A 15722-nucleotide genomic window follows, 5' to 3' on the forward strand; every position below is an offset into this window, starting at 1 on the left:
TTCATGAAAATCACCCAATTCATTAGAAATAAAAAAAGCCTTCTCGGCGATTATTGGGGTGATTTTGAAAAGTCAAGAGGAATGTTTGTTCGCACCCCATGTTTGGGGGTGAAACAATAGAAGACCCTAGCTAGGAAGCTAGAGTCTGCAACGGAATGTGAATTCCGAGAAGCTTAAAAAACAAAATGGAGGCGATACTAGCATGAAGAAAACGATCTCTTTACTTGTAACAGCAGTGATGCTGCTTGCGCTTTGGACAGGAAGTCCTGTCGAAGCAGCGGCGGCCAATGAACCCGATCTTACCGGTTATAGTGTGGATTCATTTGATACCGGCTCGTTGGATGCCGCTTGGACGATTGTCAATAGAAATGACAACAATTGGAGTCTTTCGCGCAATCCCGGATTTATGACGATTCATACAACGAATACGGATGTATACCAAGAGAACAACTCGCAGGAAAACGTCTTTTTAAGGACCCCTGACACCGAAGATTTTGAAATCGTTGCAAAGGTAACGGCGCCGATTGCCAGAAATCATCAGCAAGCGGGTCTGTTTATATGGCAGGACGCGGACAATTTCGTCAAACTTGCTCATGTATGGGATAACGGCCGATCTATTGAAACCGCATATGAGCTTGGCAGAAAGTATCAAAAACCGGGAAACCCTGCTGCCCATCCAGGGGGCGACACGATCATTCTGAAAGTGAGAAAAACCAAAAATATTTACACGACTTACTATTGGAACGGGGAAGACTGGATCCGGGCGTCCGATCCGGTTACAGCAAATCTGAACAATATTAGAGTGGGGTTTTACGCCAACAATATCGCATCGCAAGATAGAATCGATGCGCAATTCGATTATTTTGCGATAAAGTCCATCGAGGGCGGCGTCCAATTTGACAAGGACAAGCTTACTTTGCAGGTAGGCGGTCAAGAACAGATCACAAACAAAGGGCAAAGCGGCAATGACGTAATCTGGTCTTCCATTAATACGAATATCGCGACTGTAGATAACACAGGCTTGGTTGAAGCGATCGCACCGGGAAGAACCATCGTGAAGGCTGAATCGAGAGACGGCTCTTACAGCGCGCAAGCCTTGGTTACGGTAGTAGGCGATCAGGTTTCAAACTTCGAAAAAACCTTTGCGGATGGCTCTGACGGTTGGACCGCATATGGCGGCGCGTGGGTGGTCAAGGATGGCGCGTATAACGTAAACAGCGGACCGGGCTTCAAGTCGGTATATGACGGGGAAAGCTTTACCGATTTCATTTACGAGGCGGACGTGAAAATCAATGCAGGAGAGGAAGCCGGCCTTATTTTTAGGGTATCCAACCCTGCCGTTGGGCCGGATGCCTTGGACGGATATTTTCTAGGAATTAACGCAGCGCGGAAAACGGCGGTGATTGGCAAAATGGCCGACGGGGGCTGGACGGAAATCGCGTCGAAGAACCTGCCCGTTCATCGCAACAAGTGGTACCGTTTGAAGGTTGTCGTTTACGAGAATCATATACAGGCATATATCAATGATAATCCGCTTAACGAGAACGGATATCCCAAATTCGATGTGTTGGATGCCGTTCATCTGACGACGGCAAAAATCGGTTTTCGGACATGGAATGCCGATGCGAGTTTCGACAATGTAAAAGTAACTTCCTACGAAGAAACGGTAACCGGACCGACGTATACCAATTCCATTTTGCCGGGCATTGCGGATCCCCACGTTCTTTACTATGAGGGAACCTATTATTTATACGGTACGAACACTGAGGATTGGCCGATGATGCCAAATGGAATTAAAGTGTATACTTCAACGGATCTTGTGAACTGGACCGACCATGGATGGGCGCTGCGCAGGGAAGACTCCTGGGGCGAAAACCGGTTCTGGGCGCCGGAAGTCATTGAAAAGGACGGAACCTTCTACATGTATTACGCGGTACAGGAAAGGCTTGCCGTAGCGACGAGCCAATCGCCGCTCGGGCCGTTCATCCAGGAAGTGAAGGAACCGCTGCATCGGGATATTCCGGAGATCGATGCGCATATTCTAATGGACGACGATGGGAAAAATTATATCTACTTCGTTCGATTTACGAATGGTAACGAGATCTATGTGGCCGAATTGAACGAAGATATGAAGAGCATTAAAGAGGAAACGGTAACATATGTGTTCGGGCCGACGCAACCGTGGGAATTAAGCCCGAAACGTCCGGCCGCTAGAGTCAACGAAGGGCCGTTTGTCATTAAGCATAATGGACTTTATTATATGACCTACTCCGGCAATCATTTTGAAAGCCCTGATTACGGCGTAGGCTATGCAACGGCGCCCACTCCTTACGGCCCATGGAAAAAATACGAGTACAACCCGATCATGAAGTCGAACACACTGGTTCCGGGGGCCGGACATCACTCGTTGATTCAATCTCCTGACGGCTCCGAGTTGTTTATGGTTTATCATACCCATAACAAGGCGGGCACTACCGAACCGCGGAAGCTGGCAATCGATCGCGTACAGTTCGTGCCTCAGGAGAACGGACCGGATGTGATGGAAGTGAACGGGCCTACCATAACGCCGCAATTGATGCCTTCCAATCAACCGGTCGATGTGCCGGTAACAAGCATTATTGTTAGCGGACAAGACGGCATGGACAAGATCGACGCTGACGGCGGTACATTGCAATTGACAGCTGAAGTGAGACCAAGGAATGCAACGGATCAATCGATGACATGGTCGGTATACGAATCCGATGGATTAACGGTTACCGATAAAGCGGTCATTGACGCCTCAGGACTGTTGAAAGCGGTGAAAAACGGCGTAGTCAAGGTTGTTGCTGCGGCAAAGGACGGATCGGGAGTTAGAGGCAGTTTCGATGTGACGATCAGCGGACAAACGGAACCGGGACCCGACGAGATTCTCGTCACAAGCATTGAAGTGAGCGGAGAAAACAACGTTTCCGCAATTAGGGAGAAAGGCGGCACATTGCTTATGAATGCATTGGTGCTGCCGGTAGATGCAACGAACAAGTCCGTAACATGGTCGGTGTATGAATCCGACGGCGTCACTTCAACCGATAAGGCAAGCATCGACGAATCGGGATTGTTGACGGCCGCGAGAAACGGTGAAGTACTGGTCGTCGCTGCGGCAAACGACGGGTCCGGCGTCACAGGAACCCTCCTTGTATCGATCAGCGGCCAGGATGAGTCAACGGATCCTGTTCCGCATTGGCCGTTCGATAAACGCGTTACGGCAACGGAAGTCGGCGAGAATTATGTTAAGCTTCGTTGGACAGCTGCGGAGGATGCAACCGGAATTGCGGAGTACAAAATTGAATGGGGCCGCGGCCAATCTACAACGGTAACCGGTTCGGTATATTCGGCTGTCATTTCAGGATTGAACGCCGATACAATGTATCACTTCTCGGTACAAGCGAAGAACGCAATGGGCAAGTGGAGTACGGATGGGCCAAGTGTCGCCGTCAAGACGCGCGCTGTCCCTTGCGGCAGCTGCGGCGGAAGCGGCGGGGGAACATACGGTACGCCATCTGCGCCGCCAACCGCGGCCAAACCGGAACAAGGCAAGGAAGAACGCGCGGAGCTGCAGATCGTAAGCGAGGAAGCATTAAAGCAAGCACAAGACGGCAACGTTGTCATAACGCTCGAACAGAACAAGACAGCGGCCGTATTGCCGGCGGGAACAGCGGAACTTCTGGGAGATCATCTCTTGGTCATTCAAGCCGGAAAGGCAAGCCTGACGCTTGATGCGATCATTTTGCACGATTTGTTGCGCGAGCGAACGGATGCGAAAGACGGGCAGATCATCGTGTCTGTCAAACCCGCGGGCGCACCGATGAACGGGACGCTTGCAGGACAAGGATATGAATTTTCGATCATGTTCCGGACGAAAGACGGTCAAGTCGTCGAGCTGAAAGATACGACAAAACCGATTCGAATCGCGCTTCCTTACGATACAAGCATCGTGGATGAACGATTGCTGGGCATCTATTACTACAACGAGAGCAAACGGGCATGGGTATACGCAGGCAGCGGCAGCATTGAAGACGGCCAAGCCGTTTACTCCATCACTGAACTCGGGAAATACGCTGCGCTCTCTTATCACAAAACGTTTGTCGACGTTCCTTCGGAGCATTGGGCCTATCGAGCTTTACAAATAGTAACGGCAAAACATATCGTCAATGGGGTTAGCGAAACGATGTTTATGCCGAAAGGCGAAACAACGCGCGCCGAATTTGTTTCAATGCTTGTTCGGATGCTTGGTTTGCAGAAGAACAGCGAGTTGTTGCCGTTTACGGACGTCCAGGCGGACGCCTGGTATGCGGAAGCGGTAGCGGCAGCCTATGAGACCGGGTTGATTGATGGCGTAACAGCGACTCAATTCGAGCCGGGCAGGACGATTACGCGTGAAGAAATGGCGATATTGATTGTCCGGGCGCATGAATGGAAGCAAGGAACAACGCCTGCAGAAGCTGGGCCGATCACATTCGGCGATAGCAGAGACGTATCCGCCTGGGCGGCGGAAGCGGTGAGCAAAGCGGCGCAATACGGGCTCATGCAAGGCCAATCCGCGGATACGTTCGCGCCGGGAGGGAAAGCAACACGGATCGAAGCCGTGCAGGCGATTTACAATTTGCTGCAAAAGTTGAGGTAGAGATTCAACGGAAAAGTGCAAAAGAAGTCGGTAATTTGTAAATACAGTTTTCATTAATATTTGTATAGTTGATGAAGCGGGAATCAATACTCTAGGGAGGTTATAAACAATGAAAAGACAGAAACCTTATTGGTTGGCTCTCATTGCGATCATGATGATCGCAATGATGGCGGGCTGCGGCAACAGCGGCAATAATGGAGCCGGCAACACGGAAGCGCCGCCAGCAACCGGCACGGCAAACGAAGACAATACACCGGATGCAAGTGCCAAGAAAATCGTCGTAGGGTTTGCGCAAATCGGCCAAGAGAGCGGTTGGCGCGACGCGGAAACGGCCTCGATCAAGGAAACCTTTACGAACGACCCGCAATTTGAATTGAAGTTTTCCGACGCTCAACAAAAGCAGGAAAACCAGATTAAAGCCATTCGTACGTTCATCGCCCAAAAAGTGGACGTGATCGGCCTTGCCCCGGTTGTCGAGTCGGGTTGGGAGACGGTGCTGAAAGAAGCGAAGGACGCCGGCATCCCGGTGTTTCTGTTAGACCGCGGCATAACGAAAGGCAATGAAGATTTATACACTTCCTTCATCGGTTCCGATTTCATTCTCGAAGGGGAGAACGCCGCGAAATGGATGATCGACGAATTCGGGGCCGACGCGACCGTGAATATCGTGCAGTTGGAAGGAACGGTCGGCGCCAGCGCAGCCAATGATCGTAAAAAAGGATTCGAAGACGGGATCAAGGACAAACCTGGTTACAAAATCGTCTACTCTCAAACGGGAGATTTTACCCGCGCTAAGGGCAAAGAAGTGATGGAAGCTTACCTGAAAAAGGATAAAAACATTCAAGTCGTCTACGCGCATAACGACGACATGGCTCTCGGAGCGATCCAAGCGATCGAGGAGGCCGGACTGAAGCCGGGAACGGACATTAAAATTATCGGCGTTGACGGCATTAAGGCTGCCTTCGAAGCGATCAAAGAAGGCAAGATGAACGTTACGGTGGAATGCAATCCATTGCTCGGGCCTCAACTAAAGCAAGCAATCCTTGATTTAAAAGCAGGTAAAGAATTGGAGAAATGGATCAAGTCGGAGGAAGATGTGTACTTCGGTCAAAAAGCGATCGACGCTCTTCCGAACCGGAAATATTAATATTCGCTTAACGGAACACCCCCCGGCTATCAGCTTTAGCCGGGGGATATTTGTTTACTTCAATACGTATTTGGAAGTGCTACCACGAACTGCAAAGGTAATGTATAATAGGCTTGTAGCATGGTTTACCAAGATGTAACATCCGAGACGCGAAAGGAGTTGAAACCGTTATTCTCTAAAATTAAAGCGTTTTAATATTTTAAAAAACTTCAGAGGTGAGAATATGAACATATCAATCGGCGGATATTCTTTTTTCAACACCTTTAAGGAAGGCAAAATGGATGTTTTCGGTTACTTGGAAACGGTGAAATATCGTTACCGCCTGGATACGGTCGATTTGTGGAACGGTTTTTTCGTAGACCGCAGCGGGCCGATTCCGAAACTGGCGGACGAAGACTATATCCGAAAAATAAAAGAGGCGCTTGACGAAAAAGAGATGACGGTCGTCAACTTTGCGATTGACGGCGCCCATCTGTGGGATCCCGATCCGGACATGCGCGCCCGTCTGTACGATAATGCGCTGGAGCATTTGAGAGCGGCCGAGACGCTTGGAGCGCGGACGGTTCGCATCGATACCGGCGGCAGTTACGAGCATGTGGAGACGTTGACGGACGAGCAATTTGAACATATCGTCGCGCGTTACCGCGAATATGCGCGGCGCGCCGCGGACTTCGGTTATAAGATCGGCCCGGAGAACCATATGGGGGCATCGTTGATTCCGGCCGAGATGAAACGGATCGCGGAAGCGGTGGATCACCCTTCCTTCGGCATCTTGCTGCATATCGGACGCTGGCGGGAGGATCCGGAACATGGGGATGCCATCGTGGCGCCGTGGACGGTTCATACGCATTTCGACGCGAAAACGCTCACATCGCCCGATGCGATAGACAAAGTGAGAATGCTGCTTCAACAGGGCTATACGGGTTATTGGGGAATCGAACAAAATTCGCCGGACAATCAATATGCGGAAATCGAGTGGATGGTGGCAGGCGTGAAAAAGGTAGTACATGACGCTGCCCGGCAGCAGACGGAAGAGGGATCGGAATGAGCGGACGGCAAATACGTATCGGATTGATCGGCTCGGGACAAATCGGCAAAATTCATTTGGAACAGTACGGACAAATTGCGGATGCGGAAATCGTGGCCGTCTGCGACGTTCATGAAGAAACGGCACGGAATGCGGCCGAGCAATACCATGTTCCCCATATCTATACCGATTATCGGGAGATGTTGAAGCGCGACGATATCGACGCCGTCGATGTGTGCCTGCATAATCATTTCCATGCGCCGGTAACGGTAGAGGCTTTGCGCGCGGGCAAGCATGTTTATTGCGAGAAGCCGATCGCCGGAACGTATGCGGACGGGGAAGCGATGGTCGCCGCGGCCGCGGAAACGGGAAAGAAGCTGCATATTCAATTAGGCACTTTATACCGCAACGATACGAAGGCGGCTAAAACGTTGATCGACGGCGGCATGCTGGGCCGTATTTACCATGTCCGCTCGAACGGTTTCCGCAGAAGAAACCGTCCGTTCGTGGACGGTTACGGCACCGCCGCTTTTACCCGCAAGGAAGTGGCCGGCGGCGGAGCGCTGCTGGACATGGGCGTCTATCATATCGCGCAACTGCTGTATTTGATAGGTTTGCCCGAGATTGTTAGCATGACCGGCAAGATGTATCAGGAGATGGATATGCCGGAGGAGCGCCGGGCGGAAAGCGGCTTTAACGTGGAAGAGCTTGCGGCCGGTTTCGTAAGAATGGCCGGCAACGTCACACTGGACATTATCGAGGCTTGGTCCGTGCATTTGGGCGGATTCGAAGGGAGCGCCATATTGGGAAGCAAGGGCGGCATTCGCCTGCCGTCGGGCCATCCCCCGGACGGCAAGCATCCGTTTTCCTTCCACAGCACCGTTTGCGATCTCGATCTGGACAGCAGCATCGACTTGGACATGATGGATGTCCGCCGGCATCGCCTGAACGCCGACGAGGACGCGTACGACTCGTCGCAGCGGCATTGGGTGGCGGCGCTCCAAGGGCGCGTTCCGCTCATGCCGACCGCCGAAGCGGCGCTCAAAACGATGCTCGTCAGCGAAGGGCTGTATTTGTCGGATCGCGAAGGGCGCGAAGTGACGGCGGAAGAAGTCAAGGAGCGGTCCCAACCGGCATCGGTTGAAATCTAAACATTTGTACCGCGCGAAAAGGAGAACATTGCCTCATGCCAACATCGGTCAACTCGAAACGGTCCTTTACCGTGATCAAATGTTTTCAATTTTTTATGTACGGCGCGATCGCGATTTTCGGAACCTATTTTCCGCTATATTTGCAGCAGGCGGGAATGAGCAAATTGCAGATCGGCGCTCTGCTCGCAGGGGGGCCGTTCATCTCGATTATCGCCAATCCCTTCTGGGGATTTTGGAGCGATAAGCTGCACAATATCCGGCGTATCTTGATCTTGATGCTGACGGCCAATTTGCTTGTCATGCTCGTCGTCTTTCAGGTGCACGCTTATTCGGTCATCTATGCCGGTATGATCGTCTATTTTTTCTTCCAATCGCCGCTATTTTCGCAAACGAACAGTCTGGTGCTCAACGCGATCGAAGGAACCGGGCATCGTTTCGGAGCGTTCCGGCTATGGGGATCGCTCGGCTGGGCCGTGCTTGCGTTAGCGACAGGGCCTGTCATTGCGGCATTGGGCACCGGCAAGCTTTGGATCATTTACAGCGCGATGATGGTCGTTACAATTGCTCTCGCTTTCGGATTGCCGAGGGGCGGAAGCGGGAAGACGAATAAGTTCTCGCTTCAAGGCTATAGGAAGGTGTTCGTTCATAAACCGTTTCTGCTCTTCGTTATCATCGGAATTCTGATATCGGTCCCCAATTCGATTAACTCGACGTTCGTATCCATCTATATTGCCGATATGGGGGGAGCGGAGGCGCTAATTGGCTGGTCCGCGTTTTTATCGTCGATTTTCGAAATACCGGTATTTTTGCTGTTGGACCGTTTTCTGAAGAGAAATGTGGGCGTCATGGTAGCCTGCCTTGCCGCGGTCAGCTTGCTGTTTGCGCTGCGCTGGTTTTTCATGTCGGTTGCGAGCGATCCGTACCAGATTATTTTCATTCAAATATTGCATTGCATTACGTTCGGTGGATATTACTATATCGGCACCCAATTGACGGCCATCTTCGTCCCCGCGGAATACCGGGCATCAGGCCAAGCTGTCTATGCGTTGACATGGGGCGGACTGTCCGGCATCGTCGCCGGCTTTGCCGGCGGCTGGCTGTTCCAGGAACTCGGGGGACCAAGCGTTTACTTGATCTGTACCGTCATGGCGCTGCTCGGCATTGCCGGCTTCGCGCTTCTTTACATGTTCGTCCGGCGCGAGGATAGCGGTCGAAGGGCGCATGACGCAGCGTTATAAACCGGGTTCGTTATGAATCGCGGCCTTCGAATGGAATGTTTTTTACGCACCGTTTGTCGATATCCCCCTCGTTCAGAGAGCAGCTTTCGTAAAGGCATTCTTCCGCCTGAACGAAGGGGATTTCGCCGATGCGTTCCATCGCCCTGAGCGGGTGGGGATTTCGCCAATGCGTTCTACCACCCTGAGCGAATGGGATTTCGGCAATGCGTTCCCCCACCCTGAGCGAATGGGATTTCGGCAAAAGGGTTTTCGTAAAGGTTACATTTTTCCGGAAAAAGGTACTATTAGCGGTAAATTGCGGAGTTAATTTATTGGTATCGACTGAAGAGAGAGAATTAGCGCCATTTTGCGGAGTTAATTATGGCATGTCCGGCGAAAATGTAGATTTGGCAACAGATTAGAGGTAGTTTTTACTGGTAATGAGATGGTTTGGTCGTCAAGGTACCGAGTAACGCCACATTTTGGAGCTAATCAAGGCCGGAAATCGCCTTTTTGGTGCAGTTAAGGAACGAAAATACCCTATTAGCGAATTTACATTCGTTTATAGGGTATAACCGTTCCTTATTTTCCCTTTCAGCGCGAAATCCGGCATAGATAGGGACTTTTGATGTTTTATTAAGGTACAATGGTTCCCAATCTATCCCACTGCGTGAAGCGCATGATTGCCAGGTAAAGCCTATCCTTTCGAATGGAAGGGGAACTACCGGACGAGCGCTCTACGCCTCCATGCGGGCGAGATCGGCTTCCTCGCATTTCGCGGAGCAATATCCGCGGTGCTCCTCTTCGCACTCCTCGCAGCAAATATGCTGGCGGTGGCAGTAATCGTCGGCGCAGTTAATGTAGCGGTCGGAAGGATTGCCGCAATGATAGCATTTCCCGACGACGACATCCTCTTCCGTCCGGTTGATCGGCACCGAGATGCGCTCGTCGAAGACATAGCATTTGCCGTCGAACAGGCGGCCGCGCACTTCCGGGTCTTTGCCGTAGGTTACAATACCGCCTTCCAATTGCGCGACGTCTTTGAATCCCTCTTTCAGCATAAAGCCTGTTAACTTCTCGCAGCGGATGCCGCCTGTGCAATAGGTTAAGATCGTCTTATCTTTATGCTCCGCCAAGTTGGCGCGAATCCATGCCGGGAAATCGCGGAACGCCTCGACGTCCGGACGTATCGCATTGCGAAAGTGACCGATATCGTATTCGTAATCGTTTCTGCCGTCGAGCACGATGACGTCGTCCTGCTGCAGCTTCTCGTAGAACTCTTTGGGGGACAGCCGCTTGCCGCTCAACTTGTTCGGATCGAGCGGTTTATCGTAGCGGAAGGTGACGAGCTCCTTTTTCAAACGAACGAACATTTTTTTGAATGCATGTCCGTCGGCTTCGTCGATTTTGAAGACGATGTCTTCGAACAGCGGATTGCTGCGAAGCTCGTCCATATACCGGTCGGTTTGTTCCACCGTGCCGGACACCGTGCCGTTAATTCCTTCTTCGGATACGAGAATGCGGCCCTTCAAGCCGAGATTTTTGCAAAATTCCAAATGTTCCGCGGCAAACTGTTCCGCGTTGTCAATCTTTACAAATTTATAATATAGCAAAATGCGGTAATTTTTCTCGTTGTTGTTCATCATTCATACCACCCGTAATAAATTCGTTTACTTTATATTATAGGCAACCGGCGATAATTTACGCCTACTTCGCTTGTTTTGCCTGTTCTTTGATAATGTATACGCATTTGTTGTCGCCTTTCGCCAAACATTCCGTACGCTTCACATCCGCCTTCAGCAGCGATTCGAACAGTTTCAGCTCGCAGTTGCACGCCTGGTTGTATTGGTTCGCGATTTGCGAAATCGGACAATTATGTTCCTTGAACACATACTGGCCGTCTTCGCCGGTCTCCCATTCCACCATATAGCCGTTCTCGTTCTGCATGTCGGCAAGCGCCGTAATGCGTTCGGTCAGCGGCTTTCCTTCCATATTCGCCTCGTATTTTTGCTGCAGCCGTTTTTTGCGGCGCTCGAATAACAGATCGATCATATCATCGCCCGCCTCGTCGGCAAGCTCTTCGAGCAAATCGAGCGTTAGATGGTGATACTTTTTGGGGAAAATATCATCCGCCGTTTCCGTCAAGGAATAAATATAGGTCGGCCTGCCCATCGCTTGCCGGATCATGCTCGCTTCGATCAACTCGTCGCGTTCGAGCGAACCGAGATGACGGCGGACGGCCATTTCCGTAATGCCTAAATGCTTCGTAATCTCTTTCGTGCTTAGCGGCCCTTTCGTTTTTAAGATAAGAAGTATATTTTTACGCGTGGAAAGTTCCTTTTTGTCCAACGTCATCACCGCCTAACAAATAATGATCGATATCGACATTGTAACTCATTTCCGATGATCAGTAAATTATTTAAACTAAAAAGTATGGAAAATAGACGTTTAAAGGATAAATGCGATGGTTTTATTGCCAAAATGTAGTTGTTTTGACGTTGACAAAAAGGTGTTCATTTATCATAATTACTAAACAAAGAACTATAAAAAGTTTATAAACATACAGAAGGAGCAAGTGAATATCATGAGACTGCTGGGAATTTCGGGGACATTGGCCGGAAGCAAAACGTTGATTGCCGTGGAAAAAGTGCTCGACGCCGTCAAACGGCATGATCCGGACGTGGAAATCCAATTGCTCGATTTGAAAAAATATAACATTCAGTTTTGCGACGGGCGCCGTCCCGACGATTATACAGGGGATACGAAAGAGGTGATCGATCTTGTCTCTTCCGCCGACTTCTATATCATCGGCACGCCGATTTATCAGGCGTCCATGACGGGCGCGCTCAAAAATATATTCGATTTGGTGCCCGTATCCGCGCTCCAAAACAAAGTGATCGGTTTTGTCGCGACAGGCGGAACGTACCAGCATTATCTCGTGATCGAGAATCAGTTGAAGCCTATCGCGGGCTTCTTCAGAGCGTTCGTCGCTCCCAGCTACGTATATTTGCATAACGACCATTTCGGCGAAAATAATGAGATTCAAGATCCTGACGTGCTGGAGCGTATCGAACGGCTGGCTAAGGAAACCGTATTTATGCAAAAAAGATTGAAAATGTAATTCTAGGAATTGCAAATAATGGTCATAATTTTATTAGCAAGTAATAGGTATAAAACGAGACGGTTGGCCTTGCCTAAAAATTTTTTGTATAATTTATTAAGGTGTGGAAGGAAATCCGTTGTTCACATTGAATTACTTATAGAAAACGTAAGAGAGGAGCAGAGACAATGGCCTATGTAATTGCATCACCATGTGTTGGAGAGAAAGCTGCCGATTGCGTCAGCGTATGTCCCGTCGATTGCATCCACGAAGGCGAAGATCAGTACTTCATCGATGCCGATACTTGCATCGATTGCGGTGCATGCGAAGCGGAATGCCCGGTGTCGGCCATCTACTACGAAGATGACTTGCCGGAGAACGAGCAAATCTTCAAACAAAAAGCTATTGATTTTTTCAAAAATAATTAAGAACGGTTCAATGACCCGCCCTTACTTGATGGTAAGGAGCGGGTCATTTGCGTTACTTATGCCTCGACGCGGGGATGCGTCGGATCGCAGCCCGGGTTTTTCGTGCCTGCGACTTGCGCAAGCTTGATTAAGTAATAGCATTCCTCGCGGGCCATATGATCGGCCATAAGCGGCGATAGAGTGCCCAGCAATTCGTCATTGATCCTGAGCTCCTCCAGCTCGTTCAGAAAGTGGCGGAACAATGTAATCTCAAGCTCGACATCCGTATTGAAACGGCCAAGCGCCGGAAATTGCTTGAGATTGGTCCGCATATATTTGGCCAGTTCTATTGCTTTCAAATAGAAGTTCTCGAATTTTTTCTCAAACTTGTTGCTCCGCTTGATCATGTCCTTCTCAACCATGTCCAGATTGCTCGTAATCGAAGCGGCGTGTCCCGCCGCGTCCGACAGCCATAATAGATGGTGGTGAACCGGATCGAATACGGGAACTTGATTTTGCTCAAGACATTTCAATACCAATACATACTCTTCGAGTTCATTGACCATATGATTCAAAAAAGTAGGCGGCAGGTGAATATCGATTTTGCCGACGAGATGCCGTTCCAACAGTTGCAGCTTGAATCGTCTCAACCGCAGCGCCGCTTGTTTGGCCTGTATGGTCAATTCTGCCGTTTCGCTCGCGGACAGCGTGCTGCGCGCCCGGTTCAGCAGCGTATCAAACATATGAATGAATTCATTGGCCTGCTCGATGGCCGTCTTTTCTTTAGGAGCCAATCCGTCGCGGATGAATCGGGAATGGTCGCCCAATACTTGCAGCCAGAAGCGATGCTCAAAAATGGCGGATGACAACACATGATTGTTCAATGCGATTCCTCCAATATTTTCATTGGTTTCAATTTATGTGACATTCGCCTAAAATGTGCAAACGAAAGCATGAATTAGGAACCACGCAAAAAAATTGCGGAAATTTGCAGACAAGTTTTCGGTGCGAAGCGGCCGAAAATTTTTTATTCTTATAGTAATAGGCATGGATTAATAAATAAGGGGGTTGTTCGGTGATGAAACAGCTTGCAGAACCGACACGGATCGATTTTTCGACAGAAATATTAAACGTATATGAAGACGTACCCCGCAATTGGTTGCAAGAAAGAGACCGTTTCGACAAATTGATTGTCGAACGGATCCCGCAAGGCGTTATTGGCTCCGTTTGCTATCTGGTTATTTGCAATGGAGAAGGCATGATTATTGATCCAGGGTCCCGATTCCGAAAAATTTGGGCCTATGTCGAGAAGTATGGAGTACCGATTAAATATATTATGATTACGCATGGACATGTAAACCATATGATAGGGATGGACGAATTGAAGGCGGCGACAGGCGCCGAGGTCATTATGCACGAAGGCGACCGCTACACATCGTTCGACCAAGTATACAACGGCGCTTTCTGTTTATCCTACAAGCAAACGTTCCACGGTGTGGACCGGTACGCGAAAGACGGAGACGCGTTCGAGATCGGGGGACAGACGGTCGAATTGGTGCACACGCCGGGACATACGCCGGGAAGCATGTGCATTCGGATGGGCAACCGGCTCTTTACCGGGGACATTCTATTCGATTGCTTCGAACCGTTCGGCGAACCTTGCAAAGATAATCCGCTTCAACTGAAGCAATCTTATAACAAAATTTATAGAATCATGAAGAACGAATTTACGGTGTACCCGGGCCACGGACACCCGGTACGCATCAAGACCGGCGCGGGAGACGGAAAGAGCCGCAAAGAGTTCATACTGGCGAAAAGATAAGCGCAGGGATAAAATATGGGGGAGGAGATGGAAGCGAAGGAGCTGCAGCGAATGGAGAAACTGTATGTAAAGGATGCGATGCTGAACGGTCTAAATCGATATTTTCCCGACGAACGGTTGAACCGAATGATGCGTTCGTTCGCGGAGCATAAATTGGCGGAATCGATGTTATTCGGCCAATTGACGGAGCTGCATTACAGAATGTTCGGCGGGACGTCCGAACAAATCCATCAAGCCGTCGCCGCGATGGAATTATTGATCTTGTCGTTGGATATATTCGACGATCTGCAAGATAAGGATAACGATTGGGTTCCGTGGTCTAAGTCCGATCCGGCCTTGGCGATGAATGCCGCAATCGGACTGCTTCCGCTTTGTTTCAATATGATTCAAGACAGCATGTTTCCTTCGGAAGCGAAATTGAGGGCGATCGCGGTCGCGAACCGGTTATTATGCGGTTCCGTTACCGGCCAATATGCCGACATCGTAGGCGACTTGCAAGACGAAGACGCCTGTCTTAACATGATCCGCCGCAAATCGGGATCGCTTGCGGCATGCGCTTGCCTGTTGGGGACTGCGCTCGCAACCGAATCGCATCACGAAACGGTCGAATCGCTGGGATATTGTTTCGGCATGATCGGGCAAATTCGCAACGATATCGATGGAATTCGCCGGATCGACCGCAAGAACGATTTGCTTCAACGCAAGCGAACGCTGCCCGTTATCTATATACTGGAAGTCGACGACCCGCGGGCGGATATGCTGCGCGGTTATTATGCCGGGGAAGCGCCGCAGGAACAGCTTTATCCTTATAAGATGGATATTCTTGACTTGGTCGAATCGTCCGGTTGCGTCCAATTTGCCGAAGTACATATGAAGCTGTTGCAGCATGAGGCCGCGGAACTAATCGAAGGGCTGCCTGTCGATACGGTATGGAAGCAAGAATTGAGTAAATTTGCTTAATTTACCGACACCGCAAACCCCGCAAAGTGCATTGCGGAAAACCGCAATACGATTTGCGAGGAATTGTTGCGATACATTATGGTATATTAGATGTAAGCGGTATTATTCATATATAGGATCTCGGAATAAACCGGGCGATTGAGGCTCAATTTGGGGTGCTTGAGTTAAAATTATCGATGTAAACGTGTTTTTGAAAGCAATTTTCAAAAATGCGTATGCTAAAGAACCCGA

The 15722-nt window shown here is 49.9% G+C and carries 12 protein-coding genes; 9 read left to right on the forward strand and 3 right to left on the reverse strand.

All coding sequences use genetic code 11. The features are described from left to right. Positions 1-202 precede the first annotated feature (202 nt). The 5 genes from KQI79_RS26255 (at position 203) to KQI79_RS26275 (ending at position 9223) form a co-directional block, all read left to right on the forward strand. The gene (locus KQI79_RS26255; RefSeq protein ID WP_216541304.1) at positions 203-4660 is read left to right on the forward strand and encodes a family 43 glycosylhydrolase; all 4458 of its coding nucleotides are present in this window, start codon (positions 203-205) and stop codon (positions 4658-4660) included. 109 nt (positions 4661-4769) lie between these two features. Then, positions 4770-5807 (forward strand): ABC transporter substrate-binding protein, encoded by a 1038-nt coding sequence (locus KQI79_RS26260; RefSeq protein ID WP_216541305.1) that lies wholly within the window; start codon positions 4770-4772, stop codon positions 5805-5807. A gap of 223 nt (positions 5808-6030) precedes the next feature. Then, a complete protein-coding gene (locus KQI79_RS26265) occupies positions 6031-6855 on the forward strand; it encodes a sugar phosphate isomerase/epimerase family protein (protein WP_216541306.1) in 825 nt (274 codons plus the stop codon). After that, the gene (locus KQI79_RS26270) at positions 6852-7985 is read left to right on the forward strand and encodes a Gfo/Idh/MocA family protein (RefSeq protein WP_216541307.1); all 1134 of its coding nucleotides are present in this window, start codon (positions 6852-6854) and stop codon (positions 7983-7985) included. The genes KQI79_RS26265 and KQI79_RS26270 overlap by 4 nt, the downstream gene beginning before the upstream one ends. A 35-nt stretch (positions 7986-8020) precedes the next feature. Continuing rightward, positions 8021-9223 (forward strand): MFS transporter, encoded by a 1203-nt coding sequence (locus KQI79_RS26275; RefSeq protein WP_216541308.1) that lies wholly within the window; start codon positions 8021-8023, stop codon positions 9221-9223. 716 nt (positions 9224-9939) lie between these two features. On the opposite strand, the gene trhO is transcribed toward KQI79_RS26275, so the two are convergent. Both trhO and KQI79_RS26285 read right to left on the reverse strand, forming a co-directional pair. Continuing rightward, positions 9940-10845: an oxygen-dependent tRNA uridine(34) hydroxylase TrhO gene (gene trhO, locus KQI79_RS26280; protein WP_216541315.1), complete on the reverse strand. Its 906-nt coding sequence runs from the start codon at positions 10843-10845 to the stop codon at positions 9940-9942. Between the two features lie 64 nt (positions 10846-10909). Continuing rightward, positions 10910-11551, reverse strand: coding sequence for a helix-turn-helix transcriptional regulator (locus tag KQI79_RS26285; RefSeq protein ID WP_483311416.1), 642 nt, complete (start codon positions 11549-11551; stop codon positions 10910-10912). A gap of 235 nt (positions 11552-11786) precedes the next feature. Between KQI79_RS26285 and KQI79_RS26290 the strand changes: the two genes are divergently transcribed. Together KQI79_RS26290 and KQI79_RS26295 are read left to right on the forward strand one after the other, a co-directional pair. Then, on the forward strand, positions 11787-12323 hold the full coding sequence (locus KQI79_RS26290) for an NADPH-dependent FMN reductase (protein WP_216541310.1): 537 nt from the start codon (positions 11787-11789) through the stop codon (positions 12321-12323). Between the two features lie 167 nt (positions 12324-12490). Continuing rightward, positions 12491-12730 (forward strand): ferredoxin family protein, encoded by a 240-nt coding sequence (locus KQI79_RS26295; RefSeq protein WP_216541311.1) that lies wholly within the window; start codon positions 12491-12493, stop codon positions 12728-12730. A 56-nt stretch (positions 12731-12786) separates the two neighbouring features. Here KQI79_RS26295 and KQI79_RS26300 read toward each other — a convergent pair whose 3' ends face one another. Then, positions 12787-13593 carry a DUF2935 domain-containing protein gene (locus tag KQI79_RS26300; RefSeq protein WP_216541312.1) on the reverse strand — a complete coding sequence of 269 codons (807 nt, stop codon included), beginning with the start codon at positions 13591-13593 and terminating at the stop codon, positions 12787-12789. A 194-nt stretch (positions 13594-13787) separates the two neighbouring features. Here KQI79_RS26300 and KQI79_RS26305 point away from each other — a divergent pair, with 194 nt between their 5' ends. After that, complete coding sequence (locus KQI79_RS26305; protein ID WP_230191312.1) at positions 13788-14531, forward strand: MBL fold metallo-hydrolase; 744 nt, start codon at positions 13788-13790, stop codon at positions 14529-14531. 15 nt (positions 14532-14546) lie between these two features. Continuing rightward, positions 14547-15491 (forward strand): polyprenyl synthetase family protein, encoded by a 945-nt coding sequence (locus tag KQI79_RS26310; protein ID WP_216541314.1) that lies wholly within the window; start codon positions 14547-14549, stop codon positions 15489-15491. Positions 15492-15722: the final 231 nt, after the last annotated feature.

It is taken from the genome of Paenibacillus sp. MSJ-34 (assembly GCF_018918005.1).
Taxonomy (GTDB): Bacteria; Bacillota; Bacilli; order Paenibacillales; family Paenibacillaceae; genus MSJ-34.